At 51.7% G+C, this 13,465-nt stretch carries 17 protein-coding genes; all 17 read right to left on the reverse strand.

Annotated elements, in window-relative coordinates:
- Positions 1-58 precede the first annotated feature (58 nt).
- The gene (locus K7H21_RS09835; RefSeq protein WP_012541159.1) at positions 59-361 is read right to left on the reverse strand and encodes a TrbM/KikA/MpfK family conjugal transfer protein; all 303 of its coding nucleotides are present in this window, start codon (positions 359-361) and stop codon (positions 59-61) included.
- 60 nt (positions 362-421) lie between these two features.
- The gene (gene virB11, locus K7H21_RS09840; protein WP_077139338.1) at positions 422-1,441 is read right to left on the reverse strand and encodes a P-type DNA transfer ATPase VirB11; all 1,020 of its coding nucleotides are present in this window, start codon (positions 1,439-1,441) and stop codon (positions 422-424) included.
- Positions 1,431-2,738, reverse strand: coding sequence for a VirB10/TraB/TrbI family type IV secretion system protein (gene virB10 / locus K7H21_RS09845; RefSeq protein ID WP_077139337.1), 1,308 nt, complete (start codon positions 2,736-2,738; stop codon positions 1,431-1,433). The genes virB11 and virB10 overlap by 11 nt, the downstream gene beginning before the upstream one ends.
- On the reverse strand, positions 2,735-3,625 hold the full coding sequence (virB9, locus tag K7H21_RS09850) for a P-type conjugative transfer protein VirB9 (protein WP_012541162.1): 891 nt from the start codon (positions 3,623-3,625) through the stop codon (positions 2,735-2,737). The genes virB10 and virB9 overlap by 4 nt, the downstream gene beginning before the upstream one ends.
- A complete protein-coding gene (locus K7H21_RS09855; protein WP_012541163.1) occupies positions 3,622-4,305 on the reverse strand; it encodes a VirB8 family type IV secretion system protein in 684 nt (227 codons plus the stop codon). The genes virB9 and K7H21_RS09855 overlap by 4 nt, the downstream gene beginning before the upstream one ends.
- The gene (locus K7H21_RS09860; RefSeq protein ID WP_032754842.1) at positions 4,298-4,438 is read right to left on the reverse strand and encodes a hypothetical protein; all 141 of its coding nucleotides are present in this window, start codon (positions 4,436-4,438) and stop codon (positions 4,298-4,300) included. The genes K7H21_RS09855 and K7H21_RS09860 overlap by 8 nt, the downstream gene beginning before the upstream one ends.
- Before the next feature lie 89 nt (positions 4,439-4,527).
- Positions 4,528-5,547 (reverse strand): TrbL/VirB6 family protein, encoded by a 1,020-nt coding sequence (locus K7H21_RS09865; RefSeq protein ID WP_077139336.1) that lies wholly within the window; start codon positions 5,545-5,547, stop codon positions 4,528-4,530.
- A 71-nt stretch (positions 5,548-5,618) separates the two neighbouring features.
- Positions 5,619-5,894 (reverse strand): EexN family lipoprotein, encoded by a 276-nt coding sequence (locus K7H21_RS09870; RefSeq protein ID WP_012541166.1) that lies wholly within the window; start codon positions 5,892-5,894, stop codon positions 5,619-5,621.
- A gap of 11 nt (positions 5,895-5,905) precedes the next feature.
- The gene (locus K7H21_RS09875) at positions 5,906-6,634 is read right to left on the reverse strand and encodes a TrbJ/VirB5 family protein (protein ID WP_077139334.1); all 729 of its coding nucleotides are present in this window, start codon (positions 6,632-6,634) and stop codon (positions 5,906-5,908) included.
- Positions 6,635-6,656: 22 nt separating this feature from the next.
- Positions 6,657-9,404 carry a VirB4 family type IV secretion/conjugal transfer ATPase gene (locus K7H21_RS09880; RefSeq protein WP_012541168.1) on the reverse strand — a complete coding sequence of 916 codons (2,748 nt, stop codon included), beginning with the start codon at positions 9,402-9,404 and terminating at the stop codon, positions 6,657-6,659.
- 11 nt (positions 9,405-9,415) lie between these two features.
- On the reverse strand, positions 9,416-9,694 hold the full coding sequence (locus tag K7H21_RS09885) for a TrbC/VirB2 family protein (protein ID WP_020078412.1): 279 nt from the start codon (positions 9,692-9,694) through the stop codon (positions 9,416-9,418).
- Entirely contained in the window at positions 9,691-10,335 is a 645-nt protein-coding gene (locus K7H21_RS09890; protein ID WP_012541170.1) for a lytic transglycosylase domain-containing protein, read from the reverse strand. Before K7H21_RS09890 ends, K7H21_RS09885 begins: the two co-directional genes overlap by 4 nt.
- Before the next feature lie 71 nt (positions 10,336-10,406).
- Entirely contained in the window at positions 10,407-10,628 is a 222-nt protein-coding gene (locus K7H21_RS09895) for a hypothetical protein (RefSeq protein WP_012541171.1), read from the reverse strand.
- A 394-nt stretch (positions 10,629-11,022) separates the two neighbouring features.
- Positions 11,023-11,232: a TraR/DksA family transcriptional regulator gene (locus tag K7H21_RS09900; protein WP_012541172.1), complete on the reverse strand. Its 210-nt coding sequence runs from the start codon at positions 11,230-11,232 to the stop codon at positions 11,023-11,025.
- A complete protein-coding gene (locus K7H21_RS09905; protein WP_012541173.1) occupies positions 11,222-11,809 on the reverse strand; it encodes a DUF2857 domain-containing protein in 588 nt (195 codons plus the stop codon). Before K7H21_RS09905 ends, K7H21_RS09900 begins: the two co-directional genes overlap by 11 nt.
- 53 nt (positions 11,810-11,862) lie before the next feature.
- A complete protein-coding gene (locus K7H21_RS09910; RefSeq protein WP_041165340.1) occupies positions 11,863-12,057 on the reverse strand; it encodes an AlpA family transcriptional regulator in 195 nt (64 codons plus the stop codon).
- A gap of 348 nt (positions 12,058-12,405) precedes the next feature.
- Positions 12,406-13,323: a hypothetical protein gene (locus K7H21_RS09915; protein ID WP_012541175.1), complete on the reverse strand. Its 918-nt coding sequence runs from the start codon at positions 13,321-13,323 to the stop codon at positions 12,406-12,408.
- Between the last annotated feature and the right edge of the window lie 142 nt (positions 13,324-13,465).

The raw sequence follows: 13,465 nt of genomic DNA on the forward strand, positions 1-13,465 counted from the left end.
AAAAACAGAAGCCGTAAAAACCTGAAAACCGTCACGCTCTGTGCCCGTCTCGCCAGTATTAACCACGAACGCGGCCATATTTACTGATAACCTGACTGATAGCCGCCGGGTCTGCCGAATCACATTCAAGTAAAAACGATTTTCTGGCATCGGCCGTATGGTCAGGAAGAAAACCGTGTTTATTTTCTTTCACGATATTAAAGAATGCCCGTTCAGCGGAATGACATTCACTGCTGCCGCTGTTTCCCGTTGTTTTACCGTACATGCATAAAACCACTTCGCAGGCATCAGCGGCCATTGCGGGTGTTGAACATGACGCCATAACGCCGAGAAATAATAAGGAGAGTATGACTTTCTTCATTTCAGTCACCGGTATGATTAATGAAAGGTTGCGTATTTAGGGTAATGTTATTTGCCAGAGTTATTGTTTGAATGCCTCTTTCATGCTGTTTAAATGAACTGGCTTAAAGTAAATATCACTCATCCGGCGCACATCGCCGTGTATGTCAATACTGACGATGACATCAATGCTTTTAAGTACCTTGCGTAACAGCACATCAAAAGGAATATTCCGGCAGTAGGGGTTTTCATAGCAGCGGTCAATGATCCCTTCAATACATTCTTCCGGGCTGCCCGCGTGCATGGAGGTGATTAGTCCTTCATGTCCCGAGCCGACAATTTTCAGCGCGTCCCACGCTTCACGCCCACGAATTTCCGCCAGTAATATCCGGTCAGGGTTCATCCGATAATTAGCACGAATCAGCCTGCCAGGCGTGACAATAGCGTTATCCCCGGCATCCGCCGGGTAAAAAAGATGAACATAATTGGCGTGGTGATAAAAACGGATTTCAGGATTATCCTCAATGGTGGTTAGCCGGAGATGCCACGGAATATAATGCAGTAGCGTTTTCATATAGGTGGTTTTACCGGAGCCGGTTTCACCCACAATAAAAATCGTTTTGCCATATTCCACCGCTTTTTCCATAAAGCGGGGAATATTCCCGCTGTGATATAACTGAATCAGTGCATCATCCTGACTTTCCGTTTTCTCCTGACCGGCCACGCGCTGATAAAATCCCACATCAATCCATGACTGATGTGTTTTCTGCTCAAACGAGGGTTTGCGTAACGTAATGGATACCGTATTACGCTCACAGGCCGGGGGAATAATCGTCTGAATACGCTCGCCGGATTCGAGCGTGGCCGACAGTATCGGTGACGTATCGTCAATATTATCGTCATGCCAGGACGCCAGTGCTTTGGCAAAGGCGTAACACTGACGCAGCGTGACCGGGGATTCACGCTGCTGCCATGCCCCCTTTATTTTGGTGTGCAGTTCCCCCGGTCGGTTAATCGCGATTTCGGTCAGCCCTTCGACTGGCAGATAATCACCGAACAGCTGATTTTTCATAAAATCCAGTGACAGGTTTTCAGCGCTCATACCATTTCTTTTTCAGCCGTAGTTGATAAACAGAGGAAAAATCAATATCCGTGCCGGTCATGATGCCGATCACGTCGCCCTGGTTCAGGTACATCGTGGGCGGGATACTGATGCTGTTTTCCAGCGTCGTTTTCGCCATTTCCGCCGTGGCGGCGCGGGTGTTTTCGGTATAGTCGGTATTGCGGTCTTTACCCGGCGCGGCATCTGATGCCGCTGCCGCCACGTCCTGCACGGTACTGAGCATCAGGGCATTGCCGAAACGCGCCCAGAAATGGCTGTCGATCCAGCCTGCGATCCCTGCCTCACCGAGCGGGCCGGTGGCCTGCGTATCGGTGAGCGGGATTTGCAGGCTGCCGGGCTCCGGCGTGCGCAGCTCCGTCCACAGCACAAACATCCGGCTGCGTCCGTGTTGCAGTGCCCCGGTGCGGTAGAAACCACGGGCAACTGTTCCCGCCGGGATCAGCCTTACATGGTTGCTGGCGCTCCAGACATCCTCATTGATAAGGCAGGAGATATGGCCGCCAACATCCGATACGAAGCGCCGCATCATCGAACACGGAATATAGCGGTCCACCGGGATATAGAGATCGGGATCAAGGCCCAGCCGTCTGACACCGGTGACGCGGGCAACGCCCGGATTGTCGTTGTTATTGCTGCCTGCCGGTGCTGTCGTATCCGGGCAGCGCAGGCGTCCATCTTCGCCACTGGCCAGCACCGACTGACAGGATGTGTGCGCCGTGGAGGCTGACGGTCTTCCCGACGTTTCCGTGTTGCTGCGCACTCCGCTTCGGGACGTGCGTGTATTGTCGCCTGACCCTGTACTGCCGTTGTTCAGCCCGTCGGCCAGTGCTGCCGCCTTGTTCAGGGCGGGTGGCTCCGGCGGTAATAAGGGAGGAGCAGTGTCGCTCTGACTGGCAGGGCCTGCGCTTTCCTGCCTCCCTGGCCCGAACAGGCCAAACGGGTTACTGTCCATGCCCAGATTCTTACGCTCCTGCTGCACCGCCCCAGAGGAAGAGGGCGGCGCGGTGTCAGATTCTTTCTCATCACCCCTTTTCAGGGCGCTGAGAAGACGATCGCCACCGGATGCCATGGCTATCACCAGCACCAGACTCAGCAGGCTGACGATCAGCGTGCGGCGACCGGACGCTTTACGAAAACGGGTCACTTCCGGCTGGCCGGGCGGCGTTTTCTGCTCCGGTTCCTGGTATGCCTTCGCCACGCGGGCGCGTTCACGGGCTTCCGCTTCCCGCTCTGCGGTGGTTTTTTCCGGCTCGTCCGGGAATGGTTTGTCGCTCATTTTGCCTCCAGCGTAACGGACGGTGAAACGGTGTCGCTGTTGGTCAGCGGGATACGCCCGAATTCGGCGTTTTCGATCCCCACCACTGATGTGCCGTAACGCAGAACCAGCTGCGGCGATGCCGGAACCACCATCACGGTGTAGTTGCCCCGTTTAATCGTTCCGGGCGTGACCGCCTGCTCCTGGCCGTTAATCACCCGGAAGACAGAAGGCAGGGTTTTCGTGGGGGAAAAACCGATATACGCGAAACGACCGTCATCCCAGGTAAAGTCCGGGGCGATGAAGGCTGAGCCAGCTGCCACCCGTTTTGTATAGCGCCAGTTGCGCGGCGTGGTGGCCTTCCCGAATGCCGCCGCTATCCGCTGCCGGTCCAGTGCTTCCTGCTGATGTTGCTGACGGGCGGCGCTGGCAGCTGCAGTCTTTTTTCGCAGTTCGTCGGGATAGAGGTAGCGGATAACAAAGGCCTGAGCGGGCGAGTCGCGGTCCAGCACGTTCAGCTCCAGGCTGTAATCGCGCTTCGAGGTCACCACGAACAGATTGGTTTTCCAGTCTTTTGCCGTCGGCAGAAACACCTGGCTGACGTTGTTGCCGCTGGCATCCGTGACCGGCTGGGTAATCGGGTTCGGGCTGACGCCCACCCGGTTATCGCTTTTTGTCACGGTCCAGCCTCTGGGAAAACCCGCCTGCGCATCGATAACGGTTTCATCATCGTCAAACACCAGCATGGTGACGTAGCCGGGGCGGGTACTGACGACCGTGGCGTTCTGGCTGTTGTACGTGACGTTCTGCATCCGGCTGTCATACTCGCTGCCGCGCGGTGTCGCTGCGCCCCATGCCAGGCATGACACCATTAAGCCAGAGAGGAGCAGGGTATGTTTCAGCATCATTCCCCCCTCAGCTCTTTATCGCGCTGGTAGCTGGTGACGATAAAGCCCAGCGGGTTCACTTCGCGCTGGCTGTCGGTCAGTTGCCGGTGCGGGACGTAGCGGTAAGTGAGGCGGATATTCCACACATCCGTTTTCACGGAATTATCAGCAACACGACGAATTGTGCGCTTAATACGCAGTGTTGCCAGATTATCCGGCCCGGTGGCAGGCGCATGCACATTGGAAATAATGTCGATATAAACGACATATTCCGCCTTATTAAAAATCACGTCCGGTGCCTGGTCGCCGTTAAACCCGTCCAGATAGTCCCGGTTCACGCTGTCGCTGTTAAATAACTGCACGTCGTCATAATCACGCTGGAGGGAGAAATAATTATATCCCTCGCGAAGTCTGACATAGTGTGCTGCCAGTGAATGTGCCAGCGCTTTTTCAGCAGCAATATCCCGCTCCTTCACGCGGGTCATATATTCATAGCGACCGGTCTGTTTATCCACTGACCATAATTCAGTGTCGGTGGTTTTCAGCGGCAGCAGAATAATAATGGCCGCAATCGCCATTGCGGCCAGAACCAGTCCGGCAGCGGCCACCCGCCAGGCGGTTTTTCGGGAACGCTCTTCCTTTTCCAGCAGGATGGATTCAAAAGAGCGGGAAACATTAACAATGTTCTGAATATTAGACATGGTGAGCCAGCTCCTGAATGATGGCGGGGGAATTCACCGGCTCGGGTTCGCCGGATACCGGCGGGAGGTCGCCCTGATGCTGTGCGCAGCCCGTGAGCGCGCACAGCATCAGAAGGAAGATGCTGAATTTCATGGAAGCCCCTTATCGAATGGATGCAGGAATGCCGTACCGGTGGCGCAGGCCACCGCGTGACGGGGAAAGGAAATTAAGGGTCGGAAGGATTAACGGTGACGCTGCCGGTGCAGGCGTTTCATGCTTTCGATGGCGGCGGCGCGTTTCTGCCAGGCGCTCACGGTTTTACCCGCGCCTGCGCCGGTCGACGCGGCGATGGCCATGCCGCCTTTCGCAGCCAGGCGGGCACCACCCTTCACACCCGGACCGGTGAGGTCGGCGGATTTATTCGCCAGTCCGCTCAGACCACTCATGGCTGCCCCCTGCAGCACCGCCTGTACGGCGGCCCCGCTGAGTGCGCTGGCGAGCTTCGCGGAGAACCAGACCACCACACCTGCCGCAATCCCTGCCAGCAGGCACTGCGCCGCCAGCGTGACCATATTGGTTTCAGCGGATGTTTTTGTTGCAGCATCCAGTATCTTATTCAGGTAATTAATGGCGATACGGATGGATAAGGCAGAAAACATGATCGTTAATATTGCCGCGAAAATCGTTTTCAGCCAGTTATCAAACATCGGTTTAAGAAAACCGTAAAACAGGCAGAAAATAAAGAGCGGCGCGGTGGTCGTCATTAACAGGATGGTGATTTCGGCGAGCAGGTTCACAAAGGTGGCTGCCATCAGCAGGACAATAGAGCCGCCCCATACCAGGACTTCGGCAAGGCCACCATTCAGTTTGACGTAAGTTGAGGTGTCCATATTAAATAACTTTTGCCCCAGCGCCTGTGCCTTTTCCCAGACGGTATCAAGCAGCGCCCAGATATTATCATCGCCGCTGATACCGTCTTTGAGTCCCTGGATAGCTGCTACCGCCAAATCCAGCCAGCCATCCCGGTTTAACGCAAAGGTGGTGATCAGTAACATTCGCCCCACATCCCAGGCGACATCTTCTACCGGGGTCCGGAGTTTGCCAGCCAGCGTCTGATAACCGCGAAACAGTATAAACAGGGTAAAAGAGCTGACGATGATGACGCTGATCATCGTGCCGTAAGTGGAAGACTGACCTTCCAGTACGGCATTCAGTCCATCCATGATGTTTTTGTCCATACCAACAAAAATACCACCGGACATGGTGCCTCACCTGATATATAAAGAAAGGAAATAGAAAACAGGGAGGATTCCCTGTTTTGCTGGAGGAGAAATTACTGTGTCACTGCATTTCGTTTTTCAGCTTCCTGCTGAAATATCGCCTCGAATTTCTCCTTAACCCCGGGCTGGCCTTCCTGTGCAAACATAAGTGCTGCCCGGTGGGCAAATTCGCAGTTATCGCTTGCCTCGCCATCCTCCAGGCATTGCGTATAAACCGCATAAGTTTCGTCAGGATGCTGCTTATACCAGGCTTCGGATTTGGTTTCCTTGCAGCCGGACAGTAATATCACGCCTGAGAGTGTGCATAAGGTGAATAAGGATCTGAGCACGGATAACCTCCTTATAAATTATTAAGGTCAGCAACAGGTGCCGTTAGCTGCTGCTGTTCAAAGGCTTTCTGTCTTTGCTGTTCCAGCAATGTCGTTCGCTCTTCAGCCTGTCTGACAGACATCTCCCACTGATTCGTCAGCGCATTTAACTGTACGCTTTTCGTCGCGATGGCGTTAGCCAGATCCTGAGACTCTTTCGAGTCCTGCGCATTCGATATACGGTCAGATAAGTCTGATATATCGCTGAGTGTGCTGTTGATCCTGTTTTCAACGCCAGTGGTATTCTCAACCGCCATTGCCTGATTGAGGATCATCTGTTTACAACTGTCGGCCAGGGCCTGAGATTTTATTCCTTCCTGTTCCTCGCTGCATACGCTGAATGATTTGTATTTATTGTAAAGGTTTTGCAGTTCAGCAGAATATGAACTGTTTTTCGTGGTCAGCAGATCATCCAGTGAAATACCGCTCTTACGGAGATTATCAATATCGGTTTTCAGGCTTCGGGCATCGCTGAGAAAACCCTGAATATCCCGCACGCCGGTTGCAGTGGCTAACTGTTTTTTATACGCATCAAGTTCGCTTTTATAATGAGTAACCGTATCCTCCCATTGCTGTAATTTCTGCATCCACTGGTTAATGGATTCGGTATTCTGCACGGCGTCGAAAACCGGTATTCCGGCGCTGGACGCCTGCGTCGAGAAAAATAACGATAATGCCAGAAAGGTATATCTGGTACGCATATCAATGACCTCCGTATGAATATTAGATTGCCCGCTCAAGGAAGGTTTCTTTCCATTCATCAGGTCGCATACCGTCCTGATAAATGGCATCGAATATTTTCAGGTTGTCCTCACTGCCGCTGAGAAGCCGGGTGAGTTTACCCAGTCCGGACAGATCCATTTTCGCCATTGCCACAAACGGGCGGGTTTCTCCGGCCTGTAACGGTGTTTTCAGGATGACCATATAATGCTCGCCCGGATCAAGGTTTCTGACCGTGTCATAAACACTTTCCGGCACTTTCATTTTCTCCACGTAATCCGCATAGCTGGCTTTCGGATTGGCGAGGAAAATCTGGGTACCGCACTGCTCAATAATCGCCGGGGCGATGGGGTGTCTGACGATTTCATCCGGTGACTGTGTTGCCGGAACGAAGATACCGTTCAGCTTTCGGATGACTTTCAGCATATTGAGGGAGAAGCGGGAAAATTCGACATCGGCCAGCCAGCGCCAGAACTCATCCATAAACATCACCAGACGGCGACCGTCCAGAAGGCTGGTCACACGGTACAGCAGGTAAAAGGTCACGGGACCGCGAATATCGTCATCATCCAGAAATTCGGTGCCGTCGATACCAAAGTTATCGACATCGCTGATGGTGAATGTATCGGCCTCGTTATCAAACACCCAGCCGAACTCGCCCCCCTGCGCCCACTGTTTCAGGCGAATACGCAGCCCGTTGGTGCGGGCGTCTGTGGTCGGCGGCTCCGGCAGCACTTCCAGCAGCCGGGTGATCCCGTACCGGCGGTACTCCGGCGGATAGTCCAGCATGATGGTGTCCACGGCGGCACTGATCCGCTCCTCATCGCGGGGATCGAGCGGCTTACCGTTGCGGCGGCACAGCATGCGCACCAGCCGTTTGATGAAACTGATGTTCCGGCGGGTTGGCTCCAGTGCAAACGGGTTGAAGCCGGTGGGCTCGCCGGTACGGATGCGGAAGTATCGTCCACCCATCTGGCGGATCGCCATCTCCGCCGCCCGATCCTTATCGAAATACACCGTGGTCAGCCGTTTGATGGTGGCAGAAGGCGCAAACGACGCCGGGTTACGGTACTTCTGCATCAGTTGTTGCATGATGGTCATCAGCAGGGTTTTACCGGAGCCGGTTTTCCCGATAATCGCCGTATTCCCCGGCGTTTTCTCACCGGTGTCATCCCGCCCTGCCTGGCTGTCGTGCAGGTTGAGGTAATACCCGCCACCGCCGGGAGATGTGAGGATGGCGACGGCTTCCCTCCACGGATTACCGCTGCGTTTGTGGGGATGGAAGTTATGCAGGCAGGCCATATCGGCAAAATTCTGGCTGCTGACGGCTACCAGTCGGGGACGCAGCGTATAGACTCCCGGCAGTTGAGCCAGATATGCGGCGGGCAGTGACAGGGTGGAGAGCGTTGTCATAATACCCAGATCGGCGAAGGGCTGGGCCAGAACGTTAGTGTCCTTCACCACCTGTCCGGCACTGTCTGAGGAGATCAGCAGGGAAAAGTGGAATTTACCGCACGACACATGCCCGGACTGGAGCAGGTCGCGCAGGACAATCAGCTCTTCGCGCTGGGAAGTCGCGTCGTCGTCCGTGGAGTTAAGCCGTTTTTCCGCCAGCCGGATATGATGCTGCGCCTCATCCCGTGCCATGCAGGTAAAGGACTGCGTCAGAACATACTCGCTTTCGGCGTACAGCAGCGCATCCAGCATACCAGTATGGGTTTCCGGGGAATAATCCTTAATCTCAAGGCTGCGGAAGAAGCGGGAACCGCTGACCGTCTGGCATTCACCGGTGTCGGTGGTGAAAAACACGTCCGGCGTGCTTAACGTTTCATAAAACGGCGAGCGCGTTACGGCCACTTTCTGCCACTGGCCGGTGATCAGGCGGTGGAAGAACGCCACTTGCGAGGAATATACCCGCCCGTTTTCTTCATATATCCCCAGCGGCATTGCCATATAGCGGGATAATGAAGATTCCAGTGCTTCGCGGTATTCCAGCATGATTTTGAGCGCGTCATCCAGTGCTGCCAGGCGTTTACCGTGCGGTTGCGCTTTCATGGTTTTCTTCTCAATCTGAGAGAACGGTGCGTAGCAGACGGTGAAAAACAGCCGGTGCCGCCAGAACGGTTTTTCTTTTACCGGCTGGTAATACCGACGTGTTACCTCATCGGAAAAGGGAATACCGGAACAGGCTTCAAAAACATCATGGTATTTTTCACGGAGCCGGTGAATATAGAATGTTAACGGCAGACCCTCATACGAACGAATAACGTTATTCAGGTGAGTAGCCATGAGGGTCAGGTGATGTTCGTCTTCACATTCAAAGACCGTGCCGCCCAGCTCCCAGGTGGCAACAAAATCACGGTGACGGTTTCTGATGACGTAAGGGTGAATATGGGAGGAGTACGGAATATATTTATCCAGCGTAATACGCTCGCTTAATTTCATTTTCTGAATAAACTCCGAGACATCAACGTTATCGTACTGGTTTGCCAGCAGGGCATTCGCGCCAAAATGGGTATTGGTGAAAAGTCGTCCACGGGTTTTAAACGCCAGCCAGAGCAGACTGAAATAATGAATATCCTTTCGGGCTTTGTTTTTCATTTCCGCCCAGGCAGGAATGAGCAGAACCGCCAGGTAATAGCTGACATAGACCGCCAGCAGGACGATGGCCCCGCTGACGAGAACGAACGGCACCAGAGGAATACCCATAATGGCGGCAGGCCGCGTCAGTGCTTTATTCAGCGTAGCCATCGTTGCCTCTCTTATGACGCCCAGTAGGCACCGAAGCCGGACGCGCCGACAATCAGGATCGCGCCGATGATGACGTTACGCATGTCGTGCAGGCTCTTGCCGTCGAACAGCACCTTGTAGCCCACCCACATGGTCGCCAGCGTGATGGTGACGGCGGCCAGTCCCAGCAGGCCGGTCGAGGTATTGCTCAGTGTTTCATTGGCCTTGTTAAAACCACTGTCCGCCGCCAGCACCGGGGAAGACAGCAGCACGGAAACAACAGCGTAGTAACGGCGTTTACGCATGATCATTTCTCCTCATCAGGGATAACAGGGATAGCGCCGCGAATGACGGCATCGGGATAATGCAAGGAAGTCAGGATCGGCGCAGTGGCACCAGCTGGCTCGCCGCGCAGCACAACGGCGGGATAGCGGACAGGCGGTTGCGCGTTCCGGTCAGGGTCACGCAGCCGGTCTTCCCGGGTGGACGGGACGACATAGCCAATGCGCTGCACGTAGCTGGTCTGGTTAAAGGCCGATTCCGGTCGCTGGCCGGTTTCAAAGTTGCCGGAATAGTAACAACTGAGCGCACGTTTCAGGGTGCCGCCGCGCCGGTAACAGTCGGCGAGAATGCGCTCAAATACCGACAGATTGATGCAAGGGTTAAGCAGGTCGCTGGCCGTGACGCCGTAATGGCGGAAATTGGTGCTGGTGATTTGCATCAGGCCGACCGAATAGCGTCGCTCCTGTGTCGCCAGCTGTCTGGTGAGACGGATCGCCTCCGTCAAACTCGTGGGGAAATGTGAAATCACGCCCTGACTGTCTGGCAGGATTTCAGCAATGGCGTAAGGGTGGAAACCGGATTCTACACGTGCGACATCAAGCGACGTGGACGGGTGAATAGTGGCGGCGCACTGCACCGCCAGTGCCAGAAAGGCAGTGGTGGAAAGCATGCTGGCCTCGTAACAGAGAGACCGGCGGCTTATAAAAAGTAAGCCGCCGGGGGAGAAGAAAAGAAAATGGATTAAGCGGCAGCGGTATCCTGTGAAATGTCGTTTTCTTCTCTCGGTTCGAGCAGTACCAGCCTGCCGGAAACCGCAATACCGGGTATCAACACGATATTCAAACCGGGCTTGCCGTTATGCGCGAAAGCAACGCCAACCTTTGTCCAGTAGGTGTTTTTTTCACCCTGAGCATCGGGCTGGCTTTCCTGGGTGACAAACACTTGATAAACGGGTTTTCTCATGGAGTCTCCTTGAATCAAAACAGCAGTGAATGAAATAAACCTATCACATCCCGGTTCTGCATTCCGGTTTTAACGGGTCAGCGAGAACATTCAGCGGCACCCTGAATTGTGGTTACGTGACAGCCCGATCCATTTTGTTAAAGAGCAATACCTAGCCCGGACGAATTAACTCCCATCATGGCAACCATGCTGTAATGGCGTTTTCAGAATCGAATATCTGACGAGGGATATAAATAAGAAACTCAAAACAAAAAGAAGAGAGAAAAATAGCGAAGTATTTAAGATGTAGTGAGAATAACGAGGATATAAAAAACACGACAGGGTGGTATTAAAATTCACCGTGAATAATAAAGACGTGCAGGGATATAATACCTACACACGTCTTTGTTAACTTTCAGCTGCTGTGGCGTTCAAGTTTTTCCTGACATTCTTTACAGGTGGTTATACCCGGCAATGTCTGTCGTCGCTTTTCAGGAATGGGTTTACCACATACACGACAGTGAAATAATGATGGTGCTGACCCCGGCTTAAAACGACTCTGTTCAATCATCTCCTCCAGTCGCTGCTCATTAAATTCCTGATCGCGATCAATTTCATCCGGCATGGGGCAGCCTCCTGTTAGCGACGACCTCCTGTTTGCACAGCGCAATACGCTTCCAGACCGTGGTGAGTGACAGTCCTTCGGTCCTTGGCAGCAGGAATTCAGTCACCTTCATCATTGCTATCAGCGCGTCGGGCGATTCCAGGTTGTCCACCCGGCATCGTTGCCATTGCCGCCAGATCTCGGTATCTGTCTCTTCATCTGGCTCAGGTGTGCGCCCATATGGCACGCGGATACCCAGTAACCGTCGGCGAAGGCTGACCTCATTTGATGTCAGGCCAAAATAGCGGTTGAGCAAAGCGATAGAACCACCTAGGCGGATAGCGCGTTTAATCTGCTGTTGTCGCCGATATTCCTGACGTGCCTGTGTCAGTAAATGAGACAGAACATCATGGCTGACAGTAATCGAAATGAAGGGTGCCACTGTCCGGCTGACAGTAAACAGTTCATCAAGAGATAACTGATCGAGAGCATTTATTTCGTCGAAAGTAAACCCCAGAGCTTCACAGTGGCGAATATTGCCTTGTTTTAGTGCATGCAATGCATCAGTCATGATGGCGTAATTAATTGATGGGATCATTCTGTTATCTCCTCAATTTGTTGGGGGGAAAGTTGAGTACATAAACGGATGTTTTAACTACTCTCACGTCTGGATAATTTCCGATTGATCCATTCATCAAGTTCCGATTCGAGCCATGCAACACTGGCAGGGCCGATTTTAATGGAACGAGGAAAATCGCCATTTTTCATATACAGGTAGATCTGAGAGCGTTTCAGGCCGGTTTTTTCTTCGACCTGTTTTAAACGTAATAACTGGTGTGTTGTCATCGTCTGCTCCAGCATCAAAATTAACCGAGGTATCCGACAATCATAAAATACACAGGTAAGAGCGGAGGGAAAGTTTCTGAGCCCTTATTAAGGGTTACAATATCCTTATTACGGGTTTTTAGGATGAATGAAATGTCTTATCTTTTGCGTTTAATTGCCAGAGTAGTGGCTTGTCCTTTTTAGTACACAATCGATTTGATAGTTTGATTATTCTATTAGGTGAGAGATAAGGCAGGTTTGATATGATAAGAAATAGGATTCGACAGGGAAGGAAAAAAATAGTGAGAATGTGAGCACGTATTATTAATGGTTTTACAATTGATACGGATATTACTCGGGTATGCCATATTATTTTGAACTCTGATTCGGGGAACCGCGTTCAAGCGCTCTTTTCAGCGTGTCCGCGCTCAGATGATCGGTAATACCATCGACTGATGCCCATTCTTCAAAAATGGGAAGAAGTTTATAGGGATGCCTGAGCAGTGGACTGATCGAATCATTATGTTTGCATGCTAACCAGAATAAGCGTGAGAGAGGTGTGGAAAGCCTACTGGATGAAGTGTGGGTAAAGCGATCTGCATGTGTACCGAGTAATTTATCAAGTTCCTCTTGTCGTATTACAAAACAGGCATCTTCCGGGAGTTCATAAACAGGAAAATATCCTTTGCCGGAAAAATTCATGAATCTGTTTACTGATTCATCCTCGTAAATATCTGCAATGATATGCGCCGGTAATCGCGTTATTTGCTGATTAATTCTGTCCTGCCATGTCTTTTTTTCAAAAATCTGATATGATTGGCCTGCCAAAGTAATTGTAATACCATAATTGGCATTATTTGCACCTGTAATAGGTAACGGCATATTTAGAGAATGTGCAAGTAGTCGCTGAATGAGAACGAATTCATGTCCCAGCATACCTATGTTCATGACTAATTGAGCAGGTGAGATATATTCCCCCTCTGTACTGAGAATTAAACCTTTACCATTTAAAAATACATTTCGTTCAAGCATGCAAAGCCGATATGGTAGAGAATCGCCTACTGGGCGTAGTTTTATTTTGTTCACTGAGGAACGAATTTTTCTCAGTATAACAGGTGACTGAAAGTATATCGAAAGTGAAATGTTACCATATAAGGCATGTCGATAAATATCATATTCTGCTATTTTTATATCCCTAAGTTTATTGGTTATTTTTACTGCTTCACGGATGGTAACCCAGGCTGGCTTAGGGAAAAAGGTATTGACTTTACTAACATCATTTTGCATAAAATAAACTCCTTGAATATCATAGAGTAAACATGATATTACTTGCTATGCTTAATAATTTTACTCTTGTAATCTTTGATATATCTTAAAAAATCGTGTGCCACTGCCTACGGATAAATCAGATTATATAATCAGAAAGTTT

Source organism: Klebsiella sp. CTHL.F3a (assembly GCF_019890895.1).
Taxonomy (GTDB): Bacteria; Pseudomonadota; Gammaproteobacteria; order Enterobacterales; family Enterobacteriaceae; genus Klebsiella; species Klebsiella grimontii.

Bases quoted from the DNA above. Each gene is read 5' to 3' on its own strand.
- K7H21_RS09835 (WP_012541159.1), bottom strand. From the start codon at position 361: ATGAAGAAAGTCATACTCTCCTTATTATTTCTCGGCGTTATGGCGTCA.
- virB11 (WP_077139338.1), bottom strand. From the start codon at position 1,441: ATGAGCGCTGAAAACCTGTCACTGGATTTTATGAAAAATCAGCTGTTC.
- virB10 (WP_077139337.1), bottom strand. From the start codon at position 2,738: ATGAGCGACAAACCATTCCCGGACGAGCCGGAAAAAACCACCGCAGAG.
- virB9 (WP_012541162.1), bottom strand. From the start codon at position 3,625: ATGATGCTGAAACATACCCTGCTCCTCTCTGGCTTAATGGTGTCATGC.
- K7H21_RS09855 (WP_012541163.1), bottom strand. From the start codon at position 4,305: ATGTCTAATATTCAGAACATTGTTAATGTTTCCCGCTCTTTTGAATCC.
- K7H21_RS09860 (WP_032754842.1), bottom strand. From the start codon at position 4,438: ATGAAATTCAGCATCTTCCTTCTGATGCTGTGCGCGCTCACGGGCTGC.
- K7H21_RS09865 (WP_077139336.1), bottom strand. From the start codon at position 5,547: ATGTCCGGTGGTATTTTTGTTGGTATGGACAAAAACATCATGGATGGA.
- K7H21_RS09875 (WP_077139334.1), bottom strand. From the start codon at position 6,634: ATGCGTACCAGATATACCTTTCTGGCATTATCGTTATTTTTCTCGACG.
- K7H21_RS09880 (WP_012541168.1), bottom strand. From the start codon at position 9,404: ATGGCTACGCTGAATAAAGCACTGACGCGGCCTGCCGCCATTATGGGT.
- K7H21_RS09885 (WP_020078412.1), bottom strand. From the start codon at position 9,694: ATGATCATGCGTAAACGCCGTTACTACGCTGTTGTTTCCGTGCTGCTG.
- K7H21_RS09890 (WP_012541170.1), bottom strand. From the start codon at position 10,335: ATGCTTTCCACCACTGCCTTTCTGGCACTGGCGGTGCAGTGCGCCGCC.
- K7H21_RS09895 (WP_012541171.1), bottom strand. From the start codon at position 10,628: ATGAGAAAACCCGTTTATCAAGTGTTTGTCACCCAGGAAAGCCAGCCC.
- K7H21_RS09900 (WP_012541172.1), bottom strand. From the start codon at position 11,232: ATGCCGGATGAAATTGATCGCGATCAGGAATTTAATGAGCAGCGACTG.
- K7H21_RS09905 (WP_012541173.1), bottom strand. From the start codon at position 11,809: ATGATCCCATCAATTAATTACGCCATCATGACTGATGCATTGCATGCA.
- K7H21_RS09910 (WP_041165340.1), bottom strand. From the start codon at position 12,057: ATGACAACACACCAGTTATTACGTTTAAAACAGGTCGAAGAAAAAACC.
- K7H21_RS09915 (WP_012541175.1), bottom strand. From the start codon at position 13,323: ATGCAAAATGATGTTAGTAAAGTCAATACCTTTTTCCCTAAGCCAGCC.